This is a genomic window from Campylobacter sp. BCW_6466, from assembly GCF_001762835.1.
Lineage (GTDB): Bacteria > Campylobacterota > Campylobacteria > Campylobacterales > Campylobacteraceae > Campylobacter_D > Campylobacter_D jejuni.
On sequence record NZ_MJXO01000072.1, the window covers coordinates 15,515 to 29,492 of the forward strand.

Here is a 13,978-nt window from a genome sequence, read left to right on the forward strand (position 1 = left end):
TCTACCTTAGTTTTTTTGTTAAATTTTTTTTGCTATTATACAGCTTTTAATAAAGCTTTAGGTAAAAAATCAATGAAAAAACATCTTATTAGTATTTGTGCTTTAGTTGCTATAGCCAATGCAGCAACCATTAAGGATATTAAATTTATCGGATTAAACCACTTATCAAATACAAGTGCCATAAATATTACAGGGCTTAAAATAGGAGAAGAAATAAATCCTGCAAAAATCAACACTGCTATTCTTAATCTTTATAAACAAAATTATTTCGAAAATATTGCAGTAGAAAACAACAATGGAATTTTGGAAATTATAGTTACTGAAAAACCAACTATAGCAAAGGTTACTATCACAGGTATAGCTTCAAATGATAGAAAACAAGTTGAAAGTATTTTAGGGATTAAAAGAGGTACGCTACTTGATGAAGGAAGTATAAAAGAAGCTATTGAACGCATTAAAGCTTATTATGAAGCAAAAAGTTATTTTGATACTATTGTAGAATACAAAAAAAAGACTTTAGAAAATACCGATGGATTAGAGCTTGAATTTATAGTAAATCGTGGTGAAAATATCATTATTGATAATGTTCATTTAAGTGGAGCCAAGAAATTTTCATATTCTGATATAGAACCTTCAATTGTCAATAAAGAAAAAGAATTTATGGGTTGGATGTGGGGGCGCAATGATGGAAAATTAAAAGTTTTTGAGCTTAGTAATGATAGTTCAAGAATTGCTGATGAGTACATGAAAAAAGGATATTTAGATGTTCAAGTATCTCCTCCTTATCTTAAAACCTACACAGATACTTATCAAGCAAATTTGACTTATTTTATCAAAGAAGGAAAGCCTTATAAAATTAAAAGTATAAACATAGAAAATCCTTTATTTGATGATAAACAAAATGCACAAACCGTAAAAGATTTAAGATCAAGCGCTGGCAAAACTATCAATATTGAAGACATTAGAAAAGATGTTAAAACCATAGAAACACAAAGTGCTGATTTAGGTTATGCGTTTGTAGAAGTCTATCCTGATATTCAAAAAAATGATCAAACTCAAGAAGCTACCGTTGTATTTAAAGTAATCCCTCACGATAAAGTTTATATAAGAAATGTTATTATTTCAGGAAATTCACGCACTGTAGATCGCGTCATACGCCGAGAATTATATATAACAGAAGGTAATTTATACAATAGAACAGACTTAAGCGAGTCAAAAAATGCTTTAAAAAGAACTTCTTATTTTGACGATGTAAATATCAAAGAAGAAAAAGTTGATGATACACATATTGATTTGATTGTTGATGTTAAAGAAGCTTCTACAGGAGCTATTTCTGGAGGCATTGGCTATGGATCAAGCGATGGTATTTTACTTAATGCTTCTTTATCAGATACAAATATCTTTGGTTCAGGAATAAAAAGCTCTGTAAGCGTAGATAAAAGCGATGATACCTTATCAGGAAGGATTAGTCTCATAAATCCACGCGTTCTTGATAGTCAATATAGCCTAGGTGGAACACTTTATTCAAATGACTATGAATGGGATAATTATTCAGAAAAAAATTACGGCTTTGATATAACAGTTGGACGCCAATTTGCAAGATACTATAATGTAAGCTTAACTTATAATCTTGAACAAAGCGATATTTATCACTTAAGTCCAACTCTTTTAAGAACAGGATATGAACTTGGCAAAAGTATTAAAAGCTCTATAACTCCAGCAATCACCTTTAACAATACAGATGATTATTATCTGCCACGATCAGGTATCATTGCTTCAACTAGTTTAGAATACGCTGGACTTGGCGGAGATCAAGAATTTATTTCATCAAGCTCTAAATTTAACTTTTATCAAGGTTTGCAAGACTATATAGGATATGATCTTATTTATCGTTATAAAGCGAGTTTTTATAAAGTATGGGATGAAGGCTATTTGCCAATTAATCAAAGAATTTATTTAGGTGGTATTAGATCGATACGCGGTTTTGAAAGCAGAACGGTAAGTCCTAAAAACCAATGGGGAGATGAAGTGGGAGGAACCATAGCTTTTGCCAATTCCGTAGAACTTAGCTTCCCTTTGATTGATAGAATCAAACTTCGTGGTAGCGTGTTTTTTGATTATGGTATGATAGGGCGTAAAAATTTAGATGAAATAAAAAGAATGAGTACAGGTATAGGCATTGAATGGATTACACCAATTGGGCCTTTACAGCTTGTATTTGCCAAACCTCTTAATGATAAAAAAGGTGATGATACTAATAGTTTTGAATTTAATCTTGGAACACGCTTTTAATGAAAGAATTTTTAGATGCTTGCTTGAATGCAAATTTGCAAATACGCAAGTATCTAAACAATATCCCACAAAATGATCTTAAACTTTGCTCTAAATTAGGCTATGATAAAAATCAAGGCTATGAGCTTGACTTAAAATGTGAACAAATTTTCATAAAATACCTTAGTTGTTTTGGGCAAATTTTTTCTGAAGAAAGTGGCTTGATCGGGAAAGATAACCCAAAACAAATGATTCTTGATCCTTTGGATGGAAGTTCAAATTTTGTTTCTAAAATACCATTTTATGGAACTTCTATAGCTCTCATAGAAAAAGATCAGGCAAAAAGCGCTTTTGTTTGCAATCTTGTCAGTCAAGAAATTTTTGCTTTTAATAACAATCAAGCTTTTAAATCTAATCTTTCCGATCCAAAATACTCACCCTTAACACCTAATCTATTTTCTAAAATAGGTATAGTTGAAAAAATTTCACTTTATCCAGAACTTCTCGATTTTTTAACAAAAAATCAATTAAAATTTCGCTCTTTGGGCGCAACAGCCTTAAGTCTCGCTTATGCTTCGTATTTTAGTTTTGTATTAATTCTTGGAAAAACACGAATTTTTGATACAGTAGCTGCTTTAACAATTCATCAAAATTTATATATAGAAAAAAATGAAAATTTCCTTCTCCTAAGCCAAGACAAAAAAATTTTTGATATAATCTTAAAATTTTTAAAAAATAATTAGGTGAATATATGAATTTTGCAGATATTTTTTCAAAAATAAGAAGACAACAACCTAGCGTTAAAGAAGCTCCAAATCACTGGGTAAAATGCCAAAGTTGTCATGCTTTGATGTATTATAAAGAAATAGAATCTTGTTTTAATGTTTGCCCTAAATGTAATTATCACATGAGAATTTCAGCTGATGAACGTATTAAACTTTTAAGCGATGAAGGCAGTTTTATTGAGTATGATGCAAATTTAGAGGCTATAGATCCTTTAAAATTTGTTGATAGCAAATCCTATAAAAAACGCCTTAGCGAAGGTGAAAGTAAAACAGGTAGAAAAAGTTCTGTTATTAGTGGAGAATGTGAAATCAATGGTTTAAAAACCCAACTTATTGTATTTGATTTTTCTTTTATGGGCGGATCTTTAGGTTCTGTTGAAGGAGAAAAAATCGTTAGAGCTGTACAAAGAGCCATCACAAGCAAAACCCCTCTTGTCATCGTAAGTGCAAGCGGTGGAGCTAGAATGCAAGAAAGTACTTATTCTTTGATGCAAATGAGCAAAACTAGCGCCGCACTTAAACTTCTTAGCAAAGAAAAACTTCCTTATATTAGCATTTTAACTGATCCTACTATGGGTGGGGTAAGTGCTTCTTTTGCTTGGCTTGGAGATTTAATCATCGCTGAACCTGAAGCTTTAGTCGGTTTTGCTGGTGCAAGAGTTATTAAACAAACTATAGGAGCAGATTTACCTGAAGGCTTTCAAAAAGCAGAGTTCTTGTTAGAACATGGACTTATAGATGCCATAGTTGAAAGAGGAGAACAAAAACAATATCTTAGCGATGTGCTAAAATTTTTCAGTGGAAAATAATTTGCAAGTTAATATCTTTTGTATTCAAAAAAGTGATGAATTTAAAACTTGGAGTGAGAAATACTCTAAACTTATTTCTAAATACGCCACTTTAAAAGAAATAAATGTTTTTAATAAAAAAATAGCCTTAGCTCAAAATTTAAATGCCATAGAAGCAAAAAAAAGCTATGAAGAAGCTTTTATGCCTTATAAAAAAGGCTATTGTATCGCTCTTGATGAAAAAGGGAAAGAACTTACAAGTATAGAATTTGCAAAACTCATCCAAGATAAAAATGAATTAAGTTTTTTTATAGGTGGTGCTTATGGTTTAAGAGAAGAATTTAATCAAAGTTTGGATTTTAGACTATCATTAAGCAAACTTACTTTAGCACATCAATTTGTTAAAACCTTACTTTTAGAACAAATTTATCGTGCATTTTGCATCAACAACAATCACCCTTATCACAAATAGAAAGTTTTAAAATGAAAAAAAATGAAATACAAAATTTCAAAAATATTTTAGAAGAAAGAAAAAAAACCATCTTAGAAAATTTGCAAAGCAATTCAAATGAAATCGAAGCTCTTCACAATAGCGTCCCAAGCGATAGTGTAGATTTTTCTATCATAGAAACAGGCTCTCAAATTGACTTTACTATCAGCACCAATCTCAAAGAAGAACTTATAGAAATCGAAAATTCTTTAGATAAAATCAAAAACGGCACTTATGGAATTTGCGAATCTTGCGATGATGAAATCGACTCTCAAAGACTAAAAGTCAAACCTCACGCAAGATATTGTATCACTTGCCGTCAAATTGCAGAACAAGGAAAAAAACATGAAAATTAAACTCTTTTTACTTGCAAGTTTTATTTATATAGCACTTATTTTTGCCTTTGCTTGGCATCTAGAACTAGGAAGCTATACTCTAAATATCAGTACTTATACCTTTGAACTACCTATTATGATATGGCTTGTTATTCCTTTATTTGTTTATATGATTTTAGCCGTTTTGCACATAGCATTTTATGGATTTTTGCGTTATTTAAAATTTAAGCATTTTTTTAAAGATGCAACTAAATTTGAAGCTTATACTCAAGATTTGCTCCTTGAAAAAGATCTTAAAACCACTTTTCAAACAAAAGAATTTAGAGCTGTGGCACAGCTTTTTAAAACCCTAAAAACACATGAAAAAATTCCACACTCAAATAAAATCAATGAAATTTTAGATCTTATTGATGGTTTAAATAAAAACGAATTTTTTAACCTTAGTAAATTTAAACTCGAAAATAACAATGTTTTATATTTGCAAAATGAAAAAAATCATCTCAAAAACGATGCAAATTATGCCTATAGCAAACTTAAAAACCTTAATGAAATCAAAGATGAATTTGAAGAAATTGCTTTTAATACTCTTATAGAAAAAGCTAGTTATGAACAAATTAAAAATGTAAAAATCCCTAAAAAGCCTTCTGAAGTTCTCACACTTATCAAGCGTTTTAAAGAAGGAAATTTAGAACTTAGTGCAGCAGAATACGAAGTTTTACTTTCACACAATATACTAAGCGAAAAAGACTATCTTAACGCAGCAAAACTAAGTACTAAACTTTTAAATCCTGATGCTATTTTAGGAATTTTTAACAAAATTAAAAATGAAAAAAGCGAAGCTTTAAGAGCACATTTATATCTTTTAGCTGAATTTGGACTTTTAGATGAGTTAAGAGAGCAAATTCACAATGATGATAAGAAATTTAATGATTTTAAGGCCTTTTTAGCCTTGCGTGAAAAAAATATCAAAATCAATCTAAACCAACTCATACAATGATAGATTTTAGCAAAAAACCTTTATTTTTAGCTCCTATGGCAGGTTTTTCAGATCTGCCTTTTCGTAATGTAGTAAAAAAATTTGGTGCTGATATCACCATAAGCGAAATGATAAGTTCTAATGCCTTAGTTTATGAAAGTTCTAAAACTCTACATATGCTAGAAAGAGCTGAATTAGAAAATCCTTATATAGTCCAAATTGCAGGTGGAGATAAAGAAGTGCTAAAAAAAGCAGTGCAAATGCTAAATGAAATGGATTTTGTAGATGGGATTGATTTTAATTGCGGTTGCCCTGTAAATAAAGTTGTTAAACAATGCGCTGGTAGTGCTTTGCTAGAAAAATTAGAGCTTTTTAAAAATCTTGTAGGAGTAATTAAAGAAAACAATAAAAAAAGCCTTACAAGTGTGAAATTTCGACTAGGATTTAATGAAAAATATCCTGAAAAAATGGCTAAAATTTGTGAAAGCTTGGGGGTGGATTTTGTAAGCATCCACGGACGCACAAGAAAACAGCTTTATAGCGGAAAAGCCGATTATGAATCCATTGCCAGTGCTAAAGCGAGCGTGAAAATTCCTGTGATTGCAAATGGTGATATTAACGCACAAAACGCTAAAGAAGTTTATGAAATCACAAAATGCGATGGACTCATGATAGGGCGTGCAAGCGTGGGAAATCCTTGGATATTTTATGAAATCAAAAGCGGTAAAAGCGTAGATGAAAAACTCAAAAAAGAAATCATACTCACTCATTTTGATGAAATGATAAAACACTACAAAGATCAAGGTGTAAGTATATTTCGCAAGCATTTACACGAGTATTCTAAAGGGCATAAAGACGCTTCAGCCTTTAGAGATGAAGTCAATCGTATCAATGATGCTAAGATAATGCAAGAAAAAATCGAAAATTTTTTCTAAACCCTAGTTTGTCCTATAAGATTATTTAATCTATCCATTATAGAATTAACATAAGAATTTATACTTTCACTGCTTGCTTTCCAACCATTAGCTTTTGCTTGATTAAGCTCTCTTTCAAACCAAGCTCTACCACCATAACCTATATGATTTTGCCATTTAATTCCTTTTTCCATTGCATATATATCTGCGTCAAGCCAACCATCTTGTGCATAGCCTTTTAATAAACTTGCAAAATCTACCTTACCTGTCATGATGTCATCTAAGGAAGCTAATGATCCATCAAAGCTTTCTTTAGCCATAGCTTCTCTGAAAGATTGGATTATGGGGTTAATTTTAGTATCACCACCTGCTAAAACTTCTCCGCCAGAAGCTTTTAAAAAACTCATAAATAAGTCTTCTTTAGTATAAGTTCCATCTTCATTTTTTGGATAAAATGACATATCAGGATTAAAAGTATCTCTTGCACTGTCTTGATCTAAATTTTGAGTTTGCATGCTTTGTGGAGTAAAATCTAATGGCTGTAATCCTAAGCTAATACTTGCAATCGTTCCCAATTGTTCCATTTCATCGTATTGTTCTTGGGTGTTGTAATAATTTGTTATGGTTTGTGTATCTAATCTTTCAAGTGAAGCAAAATCTTTATTTGTATCAGATACACTATATCCTTTAGGCAAACTATTTAAATCTGCTTCAGTAAAACTTGTTTTATTGGTATCGTTAAAAGTATGATTTATAATTTGATTAAATTGATTATAATATTGTTTAATGGTATCTGCCATATCTATGTTTGTAAAATAATTACCGCTAATCCCTAAATATTCTTTTTTATCTGCAAAAAAATAACTATTCTCATTATATCTTTGAATCTCATCTAAAGTAGATTTATGTATCTTAAAATCTTCAGGAAGTCCCGCAGCTTTGTTAAAATCACTTCCCATATAACCATCTTTATCTACACTATAGCCATAGGCTGTATTAGTAGAAGTATTGCTTATATCTGCTTGTTTATATTTTAGAGTATAAATAGAGTTTTTAAATTCACTTGATATATCATAATTAGGAGAACTTGTCTTACTACTTATACTAAAATTAGTGTTATTGCTAGTATTTGTTGTATTAGTAGAATTTAATACTTCACTTCTTGCTAGAGTTTGTGAATTTGCATTTTGAATTTCATTTAATTTACTAGCATTTTGTTTTAAAAAAGAATTAGCAAAACTTATTTTAGAATTTTCTTTACTTTCTTTATTAGCTTTTGCTTGTGAAAGTATAGAATTATAGTTTGAGTTATCATTGATGCTAAAGATACTCATATTAATTCCTTGATTTAGATTTTTTTGCCTTCAACCTAAATATATTAAAATAATATAAGCAAGATCTGTTCCGTTTTGGGGTGGAGTTATCCCAAAGTCCTTACAATCAAACTTTTAGGTAAATTAAAATGCTCTATAAGTTCTTTCTCTTTTTCTCTCATTTCTCCATTATCATTTTCATGATCAAAACCTAACAAATGAAGCATAGCGTGGATAAAAAGCAAGCTTATTTCTTCTTCATAGCTATGCCCTAACTCTTTAGCCTTTTCTTTTGCCAAATCCACATTGATCACAACAGAACCCAAAGGCAAACTCTCATCGATATTTTCAAGCGGAAAAGAAAGTACATCAGTGGTTTTATCTTGTTTTCTTTGCTCTAAGTTAATTTCTTGCATTTCTTTACTATCCACAAAGACAAGCTCCACATCTTTAGGACTTAAAAAACTTGCTATTGATTCTAAAAAATCACATTTTTCATCACTTAATATCATAAACCTTCCTTAATCAAATGATATAAATTTTCTATTTCTTCATCATCAAAAATCGCACAATTTTTACTGCTATAAAATTGTTTTAGTTTTTTCTCTTCAAACTCAAATCCTAAAGCACATTGAGAATGCGAAGGTAAAAAAGCCCTTAGTAATGTAATGGAATTTTGAATTTTCTCATCACAGGCAAAACAAAAAAAATCTTTATGCAATCTTCCTTCAAATTCCAAAATTTTTAAATAAGCATCAACAATAACACGCTTTGGATTTTGTTTTTCAAACCTTTTCACACACTCATCAAGTAAATCAAAATAAAAACTATCAAGCTCTTCCACATCTTTTAAGTGTCTATATAAAAGACGGATAAATTCTTGCCAAATAAGCATTTTATCCCTTTGCATAATCCATAAAAATCCCAAATGCAATACATCTTTAAGTCTTGGTAAAAAACTAGGATTTTCTTCTAAAGCAAAGTCGATTTTATAGCCGCTTAAAATACTAGAATGTCTAAGTCCATAAAAACGATAAGCCTTAATAAGCATTTTAGGACTTAAAATATAAACAATCAAATCCTCATCTTTAACTTTTTGAGTATGAAGTATAAAGCCTTGCATTAAACAATTTCAATACCATAAGCCCTAAGTATATCAAAAGCGGATTTTTCTAAATTTTCATCAAAACTTGCACTTAAATTTTGGTGTAAAATTATCCTTGCATTAGGCTTAGCACCAAAAGCTAAAATAATATTACAAAACACACAAATATGAGAAACAAGCCCTGCAAAATGAAGTTCTTCATAATCACTTTTTTGTATGAAATTAGCTAATTCTAAGCTACCAAAAGTATTTTTATAAAAAATTTTATGAGCTTTTTGTAAAAAAGGTTCAAATTCCTTTGGCATTTGCCAACCTAAACTCTCTTTAATGCAATGTTTTACAGGTAAATTTAAACCTTCTTTACTTTGTAGATAATGCTCATCATGCGTATCATAGGTTAAAAGCAAATGCGTGTTATTAAAATCGATTTGATTTAAGGCTTTAAGAATATTTTCTTTGATCTTTAAAGCCTTATCAAAACCTAAACTTCCATCAATAAAATCATTTTGATAATCCACTAAAACAAAAGCTTTTTTCATGCTTTTATGCCTTTTGAAGCCAAAAACTCTCCGTGTGTAAATTGGCAAAAGCGGTTTTTAAACTTGTAAAAAGCTTAGGATGATCTTTTTCTAAATTTGCTAAAAGCTGTTTAGCTTCTTCTCTAGCGTGGGGGAATTTTACATTTTTTTCGCTGAGTTTCATACCAGGACAAAATTCATTTCCTATCACGCTAAGTTCATTTTGCGTAGCATTATCCCTAAGCTGTCTTTCTCGCACAAAAATCAAAGGGCGTATCACAATTACACCGCGTTTGCTTTGATAAATAGGCGCTAAGGTTCTTAAAGCTCCATTATGAATAAAATTCATAAAAAAGCTTTCTGCTGCATCATCTAAATGATGGGCTATAGCAAGCTTGTTAAAACCTTTTTCAAGAGCGTAAGTATATAAAGCTCCACGACGCATTCTCGAAAAATAACTACAAAAACTTGAATTTTCTCTTATGGTATCACCTGAAACTTCATAAATATTTGAATCAAGCACGCTATGTCTAATGCCGTGTTCTTCACAATGTGCATGAAGATGAGAATAATCCTCGCCCATGCCATAACTCAAAGTTACCGCTTCAAGTTCAAATTTAAAAGGAGCATGAGCTTGCATACGATTTAAAAGATGGGCTAAAGCCAAAGAATCTTTCCCGCCGCTAAGCCCTAAAAGAACCCTATCTCCATCTTTAATAAGTCCAAATTTAGCATTAGCTTGTGCAACTTGGCGTATAAGTTTTTTGCTAAGATTTATCATAATTTCTCGCACATTTTAAGCACAAAATTGGCTGAAATTTTAGCTGAATTGATCACAAACTCATCAAAATCAAATTCAGCCTTTTCCCCTGCTTTATCACTCATAGCTCTTAAGATAAAACAAGGCACCTTTAAAGCATCGCAAACCAAAGCCACACTTGCGCCTTCCATTTCACAAGCATCCGCATTGAAAATTTCTCTAATTTTTGCTTTTTTTGCTTCATCGCAAATAAACTCATCACCCGTTGCAATAATACCTGCACGCAGTTTGATATTTAATTCCTTAGCAACTTCTAAAGCAAGATTGTTTAATTTCTCATCGGTTTTGATAAAAATTTCATTACCTGGAACAAAACCCAAAGGATGCCCAAAAGCGGTAATATCAAGATCGTATTGGGCTAATTTTGTTGCATAAAGCAAATCACCAATTTCAAGTTCAGGATTAAAAGCACCTGCAACTCCTGTAAAAAGCAAAGCTTGTGCGCCAAATTTTTCTATCATCACACTAGCACTAAGAGTAGAATTTACCTTGCCGATTTTAGAATACGCTAAAACAAGTTCATGATTTTTATACTTTGCAAAATAATAAGTATTATTAGCGTGTTCTATTTTTGTATAATCTTTAAGTGTTTCAAGCAAAGGAGTGATTTCTTCACTCATGGCTCCTAAAATTGCTATTTTCATCATATAACCTTTAAAAATTCATCAATATCATTCATATTTGTTAAAGCATAAGTTTCTTTTGAAGTGATTTTTTTATTCAAACCCTTAAGCACGCTTGCACCAAATTCTATGAAATAATCTACTTCATTTTCACATGCCTTAATGCTTTGTTTATAAAGCACAGGAGAGATAAGTTGTGCTTTTAAAAGTTCAAGGGCTTCTTCTTTGCTTGTATAAATTTTGGCATTTGCATTAGAAATTACGGCTTTAAAATTTGGTTTTAACACCTTTTCAAGCTCCACACAAAGCTTAGCTGAAGCATTTTCCAAAAGAGGACAATGACTTGCCACGCTCATATTTAAAAGCATAGCTCTTTTAGCTCCTGCTTCTTTAAATACACTTTCATAACTTGCTAAATCAGGTTTTAAACCTGCTACAACGATTTGTCCATCGCAGTTATAATTTGCAGCAAAAATTTGCTTGTTTTCTTTTTGTGCTTTTTGACAAAGCTCTTCAACCTTTTCATCATCAAGCCCTAAAACAACCATCATACCCGCTTCAACTTTTACACAATCTTCTTGCATAAAAAGCCCTCTTTTATTGACCAAAGAAAGAGCCTCTAAAAAATCAAAAGCACCATTGACAGCTAAGGCTGAAAATTCTCCCAAAGAATGCCCTAAAGCAAATTTCGAACTTAAATCAGGTTTTTTTTCAAGTAAAACACTATAAGCCATTAAGGAATTTAAAACGATGGCGGGTTGAGTAAATTCACTTTGATTGAGTTTTTCGTTTTCTTCAAAAAGCAAATGTTTAAAATCAATCTTACAAAAATCACTTGCGTTTTGAAGGAGTTCTTTGGCTTTTATAGAGTTTTCATAAAAATCTTTTCCCATGCCAAGACTTTGTGAGCCTTGACCTGGAAATATGAACGCAGTCTTCATTAATGACAACCGCAACCGCCGCCACCACAGCAACCGCCGCCACCGTGTCCGTGATGATGATCGTGTCCATGTCCGCTTCCACAACCACAACTATGACTTCCTGCAATAATACCTGTAAGAATTTCATCTTCACTTGCAGCTCTAGCATCTACGATATTTAAAGAAAAAAGCAAATCACGACCCGCATAAGGATGATTATAATCAATTGTGACATCATTTTCGCCAATCTCTTTTACAGTTACACGAACGGTTTCGCCATTTTCACCTTCGCCAAAAAGCTCCATACCTACTTTTAAATCAATACCTGCAAATTGCTCTTTTGGTAAAGTTTGAACGGCATTTTCATCGTATTCGCCTAAACCTTTTTCTTTTTTAATTACCACATCAGCATTGCTAGGGCAATCAAGCTTCATCACTTCTTCTTCTAAGCTTTCTAAAATCTGACCTTTGCCTAAAATAAAAGAAATAGGTTGAGAGTATAAATTTGATTCTAAAACTTCATTTGTATTTGCGTCTTTTAACTCATAAAACATTGAAACTACACTATTTTTTTCTATAGCCATTTTATCTCCTTAATTTATTTTCTATTGGGTGAAGCTTTTGCTTCGGGTGAATTTGGATAATTAGTTTTTAAAGCTTTATAAAAACCATTTGCTGTTTTTGTATCACCTGTTTTATCCAATGAAATGGCAGTATGATATAAAAGTTTTGGGAAATAATCCCCTTTTGTACTCAAAGAAGAACTTTTTTTATAATAAACAATAGCATTGTTATAATTTTTTTGTTTATACTCGATCTCCCCTAACCAAAAATTTGCTCTTGCAGGTTTATACTGCTTTGTTATGAGAAAATTTAATTTTGCTTTGGAATCTTCAAAAGCATTTTTATCAACATCTTTTATCGCTAATTCTAAAATTTCATTATTTTTTTTCTTTTTCCAAGATTCATCAATTTGTTTTGCTTTATCATCTTGGGTATTTTGAGTATTATTGTTTTCAATGGTACTATTTGAATCTGTAGTTGAAACAACAACACTAGGTGTAATAGTTTTAACGCTTAAATTTGCATCATTTAATTCGTTTTTAGAAATATAATTTGCATTAATAGCATCTACTAAAGAACTAAGTTCGGCTAAAACTTTTTTTACTTGCTTATTATTAGCTTCTTGAATTTTTCTACTTTCTTCAACATAAGCCTTTAATTTTTGAATTTCACTAGTAAAATTATTTTCAATATTTTGATTATTCTCTTCAACTTGACTTAATCTAGAATTTGATTTAGCATATTGAGAATTTATACCTTCTAAAGTGCTTTGTAAACCCTCGATTCTTTCGTTAATTTCATTAATTCTAGCATTTGTTTGTATATTTTCATTATTTAAATTATCTAACTTTTCTTTAAATAATTTTTCATTTGAAGTTAAACCATAAGAAGAATTGCTTGTTATATCTCCTGCACCAAAAGCTGAGCTTTCTGCATAAAGTAAAGTAGCTCCAAGAAGAGCTACTGTGAATATTTTTTTCATTAATTATCTTGATAATTTAAATTCAGCACGTCTGTTTTGCGCATCGCAAGCTTTAGTTTTTTCAGTGCACACAGGATTTGTTTCTCCATAGCTCTTAACAGCAATTCTATCAGCATTTACACCTTTAGCGATTAAAGCTTCTTTTACAGCTTTTGCTCTTTTTAAACCTAGAGCTTGGTTATATTCATCAGTTCCCCACTCATCGCAGTTTCCTTCAACAGTAATACTTACACCGCTTACTTCAGTGTTAAAGATATTAGCATTCGTGCTTACAACATTTTGCATATCAGGACGAATGTTGAATTTATCAAAATCAAAATATACTTTATTTAAAGTATCATTAAGTTGAGAAATTTTTGAATCAATATCCCAACCATCACTTCCACCTGAACCACGATTTGAATCAACACTACTATCACCGCTTACGCTAGTGCTTTTTGTGCTACAACCACTAATAACAACTGCAAGAGCTGCAATTGAAGTAAAAAGAATTTTTTTCATTTATGACCTTTCAAAGTTAATAAATTCTTACTATTATATCTAATTTTTAATTAATTTTAACCTAAAATTGAAA

Annotated in this window: 17 protein-coding genes; 7 read left to right on the forward strand and 10 right to left on the reverse strand. The window is 31.0% G+C overall.

All coding sequences use genetic code 11. The features are described 5' to 3' along the window. Window positions 1-72 precede the first annotated feature (72 nt). Genes bamA through AJ887_RS07710 form a run of 7 tightly spaced genes read left to right on the forward strand, consistent with a single transcriptional unit; the run spans window position 73 to window position 6,580 of the window. Window positions 73-2,292, forward strand: a complete 2,220-nt coding sequence (gene bamA, locus AJ887_RS07680; RefSeq protein WP_070240291.1) for an outer membrane protein assembly factor BamA — start codon at window positions 73-75, stop codon at window positions 2,290-2,292. Further along, on the forward strand, window positions 2,292-3,014 hold the full coding sequence (locus AJ887_RS07685) for an inositol monophosphatase family protein (protein WP_002870405.1): 723 nt from the start codon (window positions 2,292-2,294) through the stop codon (window positions 3,012-3,014). Before bamA ends, AJ887_RS07685 begins: the two co-directional genes overlap by 1 nt. Before the next feature lie 8 nt (window positions 3,015-3,022). Continuing rightward, complete coding sequence (gene accD, locus AJ887_RS07690) at window positions 3,023-3,865, forward strand: acetyl-CoA carboxylase, carboxyltransferase subunit beta (protein ID WP_070240289.1); 843 nt, start codon at window positions 3,023-3,025, stop codon at window positions 3,863-3,865. Between the two features lies 1 nt (window position 3,866). Further along, on the forward strand, window positions 3,867-4,316 hold the full coding sequence (locus AJ887_RS07695; RefSeq protein WP_002870404.1) for a 23S rRNA (pseudouridine(1915)-N(3))-methyltransferase RlmH: 450 nt from the start codon (window positions 3,867-3,869) through the stop codon (window positions 4,314-4,316). Window positions 4,317-4,327: 11 nt separating this feature from the next. Beyond that, window positions 4,328-4,690, forward strand: coding sequence for a molecular chaperone DnaK suppressor DksA (gene dksA / locus AJ887_RS07700; protein ID WP_002870403.1), 363 nt, complete (start codon window positions 4,328-4,330; stop codon window positions 4,688-4,690). Beyond that, window positions 4,680-5,666 (forward strand): hypothetical protein, encoded by a 987-nt coding sequence (locus tag AJ887_RS07705; RefSeq protein ID WP_002870402.1) that lies wholly within the window; start codon window positions 4,680-4,682, stop codon window positions 5,664-5,666. The genes dksA and AJ887_RS07705 overlap by 11 nt, the downstream gene beginning before the upstream one ends. After that, window positions 5,663-6,580 (forward strand): tRNA dihydrouridine synthase, encoded by a 918-nt coding sequence (locus tag AJ887_RS07710; RefSeq protein WP_070240287.1) that lies wholly within the window; start codon window positions 5,663-5,665, stop codon window positions 6,578-6,580. The genes AJ887_RS07705 and AJ887_RS07710 overlap by 4 nt, the downstream gene beginning before the upstream one ends. On the opposite strand, the gene AJ887_RS07715 is transcribed toward AJ887_RS07710, so the two are convergent. From AJ887_RS07715 to pal, 10 genes are all read right to left on the reverse strand, one after another. Beyond that, the gene (locus AJ887_RS07715; protein ID WP_070285059.1) at window positions 6,577-7,893 is read right to left on the reverse strand and encodes a Cj0814 family flagellar-dependent secreted protein; all 1,317 of its coding nucleotides are present in this window, start codon (window positions 7,891-7,893) and stop codon (window positions 6,577-6,579) included. The two genes, AJ887_RS07710 and AJ887_RS07715, sit on opposite strands and share 4 nt — an antisense overlap. Window positions 7,894-7,979: 86 nt before the next feature. Beyond that, window positions 7,980-8,384, reverse strand: coding sequence for an rRNA maturation RNase YbeY (ybeY, locus tag AJ887_RS07720; protein ID WP_002866735.1), 405 nt, complete (start codon window positions 8,382-8,384; stop codon window positions 7,980-7,982). After that, window positions 8,381-8,995, reverse strand: coding sequence for a recombination protein RecO (gene recO, locus AJ887_RS07725; protein ID WP_002851895.1), 615 nt, complete (start codon window positions 8,993-8,995; stop codon window positions 8,381-8,383). Before recO ends, ybeY begins: the two co-directional genes overlap by 4 nt. After that, on the reverse strand, window positions 8,995-9,516 hold the full coding sequence (locus AJ887_RS07730) for an isochorismatase family cysteine hydrolase (RefSeq protein WP_002785057.1): 522 nt from the start codon (window positions 9,514-9,516) through the stop codon (window positions 8,995-8,997). The genes recO and AJ887_RS07730 overlap by 1 nt, the downstream gene beginning before the upstream one ends. A 4-nt stretch (window positions 9,517-9,520) precedes the next feature. Next, on the reverse strand, window positions 9,521-10,276 hold the full coding sequence (locus AJ887_RS07735) for an ATP-binding protein (RefSeq protein WP_002871110.1): 756 nt from the start codon (window positions 10,274-10,276) through the stop codon (window positions 9,521-9,523). Beyond that, complete coding sequence (gene pfs, locus AJ887_RS07740; RefSeq protein WP_002859787.1) at window positions 10,273-10,962, reverse strand: aminodeoxyfutalosine nucleosidase; 690 nt, start codon at window positions 10,960-10,962, stop codon at window positions 10,273-10,275. Before pfs ends, AJ887_RS07735 begins: the two co-directional genes overlap by 4 nt. Then, window positions 10,959-11,831 (reverse strand): ACP S-malonyltransferase, encoded by an 873-nt coding sequence (locus AJ887_RS07745; protein ID WP_230099754.1) that lies wholly within the window; start codon window positions 11,829-11,831, stop codon window positions 10,959-10,961. Before AJ887_RS07745 ends, pfs begins: the two co-directional genes overlap by 4 nt. Window positions 11,832-11,878: 47 nt before the next feature. Next, window positions 11,879-12,442, reverse strand: coding sequence for a peptidylprolyl isomerase (locus AJ887_RS07750; protein ID WP_070240486.1), 564 nt, complete (start codon window positions 12,440-12,442; stop codon window positions 11,879-11,881). A gap of 14 nt (window positions 12,443-12,456) precedes the next feature. Then, window positions 12,457-13,404 (reverse strand): tetratricopeptide repeat protein, encoded by a 948-nt coding sequence (locus AJ887_RS07755; RefSeq protein ID WP_002871105.1) that lies wholly within the window; start codon window positions 13,402-13,404, stop codon window positions 12,457-12,459. Between the two features lie 3 nt (window positions 13,405-13,407). Beyond that, window positions 13,408-13,905, reverse strand: coding sequence for a peptidoglycan-associated lipoprotein Pal (pal, locus tag AJ887_RS07760; RefSeq protein WP_002851617.1), 498 nt, complete (start codon window positions 13,903-13,905; stop codon window positions 13,408-13,410). Window positions 13,906-13,978: the final 73 nt, after the last annotated feature.

Coding starts and splice junctions, on each gene's coding strand:
- bamA (WP_070240291.1), top strand. CDS start 73: ATGAAAAAACATCTTATTAGTATTTGTGCTTTAGTTGCTATAGCCAAT.
- dksA (WP_002870403.1), top strand. CDS start 4,328: ATGAAAAAAAATGAAATACAAAATTTCAAAAATATTTTAGAAGAAAGA.
- ybeY (WP_002866735.1), bottom strand. CDS start 8,384: ATGATATTAAGTGATGAAAAATGTGATTTTTTAGAATCAATAGCAAGT.
- recO (WP_002851895.1), bottom strand. CDS start 8,995: ATGCAAGGCTTTATACTTCATACTCAAAAAGTTAAAGATGAGGATTTG.
- AJ887_RS07750 (WP_070240486.1), bottom strand. CDS start 12,442: ATGGCTATAGAAAAAAATAGTGTAGTTTCAATGTTTTATGAGTTAAAA.
- AJ887_RS07710 (WP_070240287.1), top strand. CDS start 5,663: ATGATAGATTTTAGCAAAAAACCTTTATTTTTAGCTCCTATGGCAGGT.
- AJ887_RS07705 (WP_002870402.1), top strand. CDS start 4,680: ATGAAAATTAAACTCTTTTTACTTGCAAGTTTTATTTATATAGCACTT.
- AJ887_RS07745 (WP_230099754.1), bottom strand. CDS start 11,831: ATGGGAAAAGATTTTTATGAAAACTCTATAAAAGCCAAAGAACTCCTT.
- accD (WP_070240289.1), top strand. CDS start 3,023: ATGAATTTTGCAGATATTTTTTCAAAAATAAGAAGACAACAACCTAGC.
- AJ887_RS07730 (WP_002785057.1), bottom strand. CDS start 9,516: ATGAAAAAAGCTTTTGTTTTAGTGGATTATCAAAATGATTTTATTGAT.
- pfs (WP_002859787.1), bottom strand. CDS start 10,962: ATGATGAAAATAGCAATTTTAGGAGCCATGAGTGAAGAAATCACTCCT.
- pal (WP_002851617.1), bottom strand. CDS start 13,905: ATGAAAAAAATTCTTTTTACTTCAATTGCAGCTCTTGCAGTTGTTATT.
- AJ887_RS07685 (WP_002870405.1), top strand. CDS start 2,292: ATGAAAGAATTTTTAGATGCTTGCTTGAATGCAAATTTGCAAATACGC.
- AJ887_RS07755 (WP_002871105.1), bottom strand. CDS start 13,404: ATGAAAAAAATATTCACAGTAGCTCTTCTTGGAGCTACTTTACTTTAT.
- AJ887_RS07715 (WP_070285059.1), bottom strand. CDS start 7,893: ATGAGTATCTTTAGCATCAATGATAACTCAAACTATAATTCTATACTT.
- AJ887_RS07735 (WP_002871110.1), bottom strand. CDS start 10,276: ATGATAAATCTTAGCAAAAAACTTATACGCCAAGTTGCACAAGCTAAT.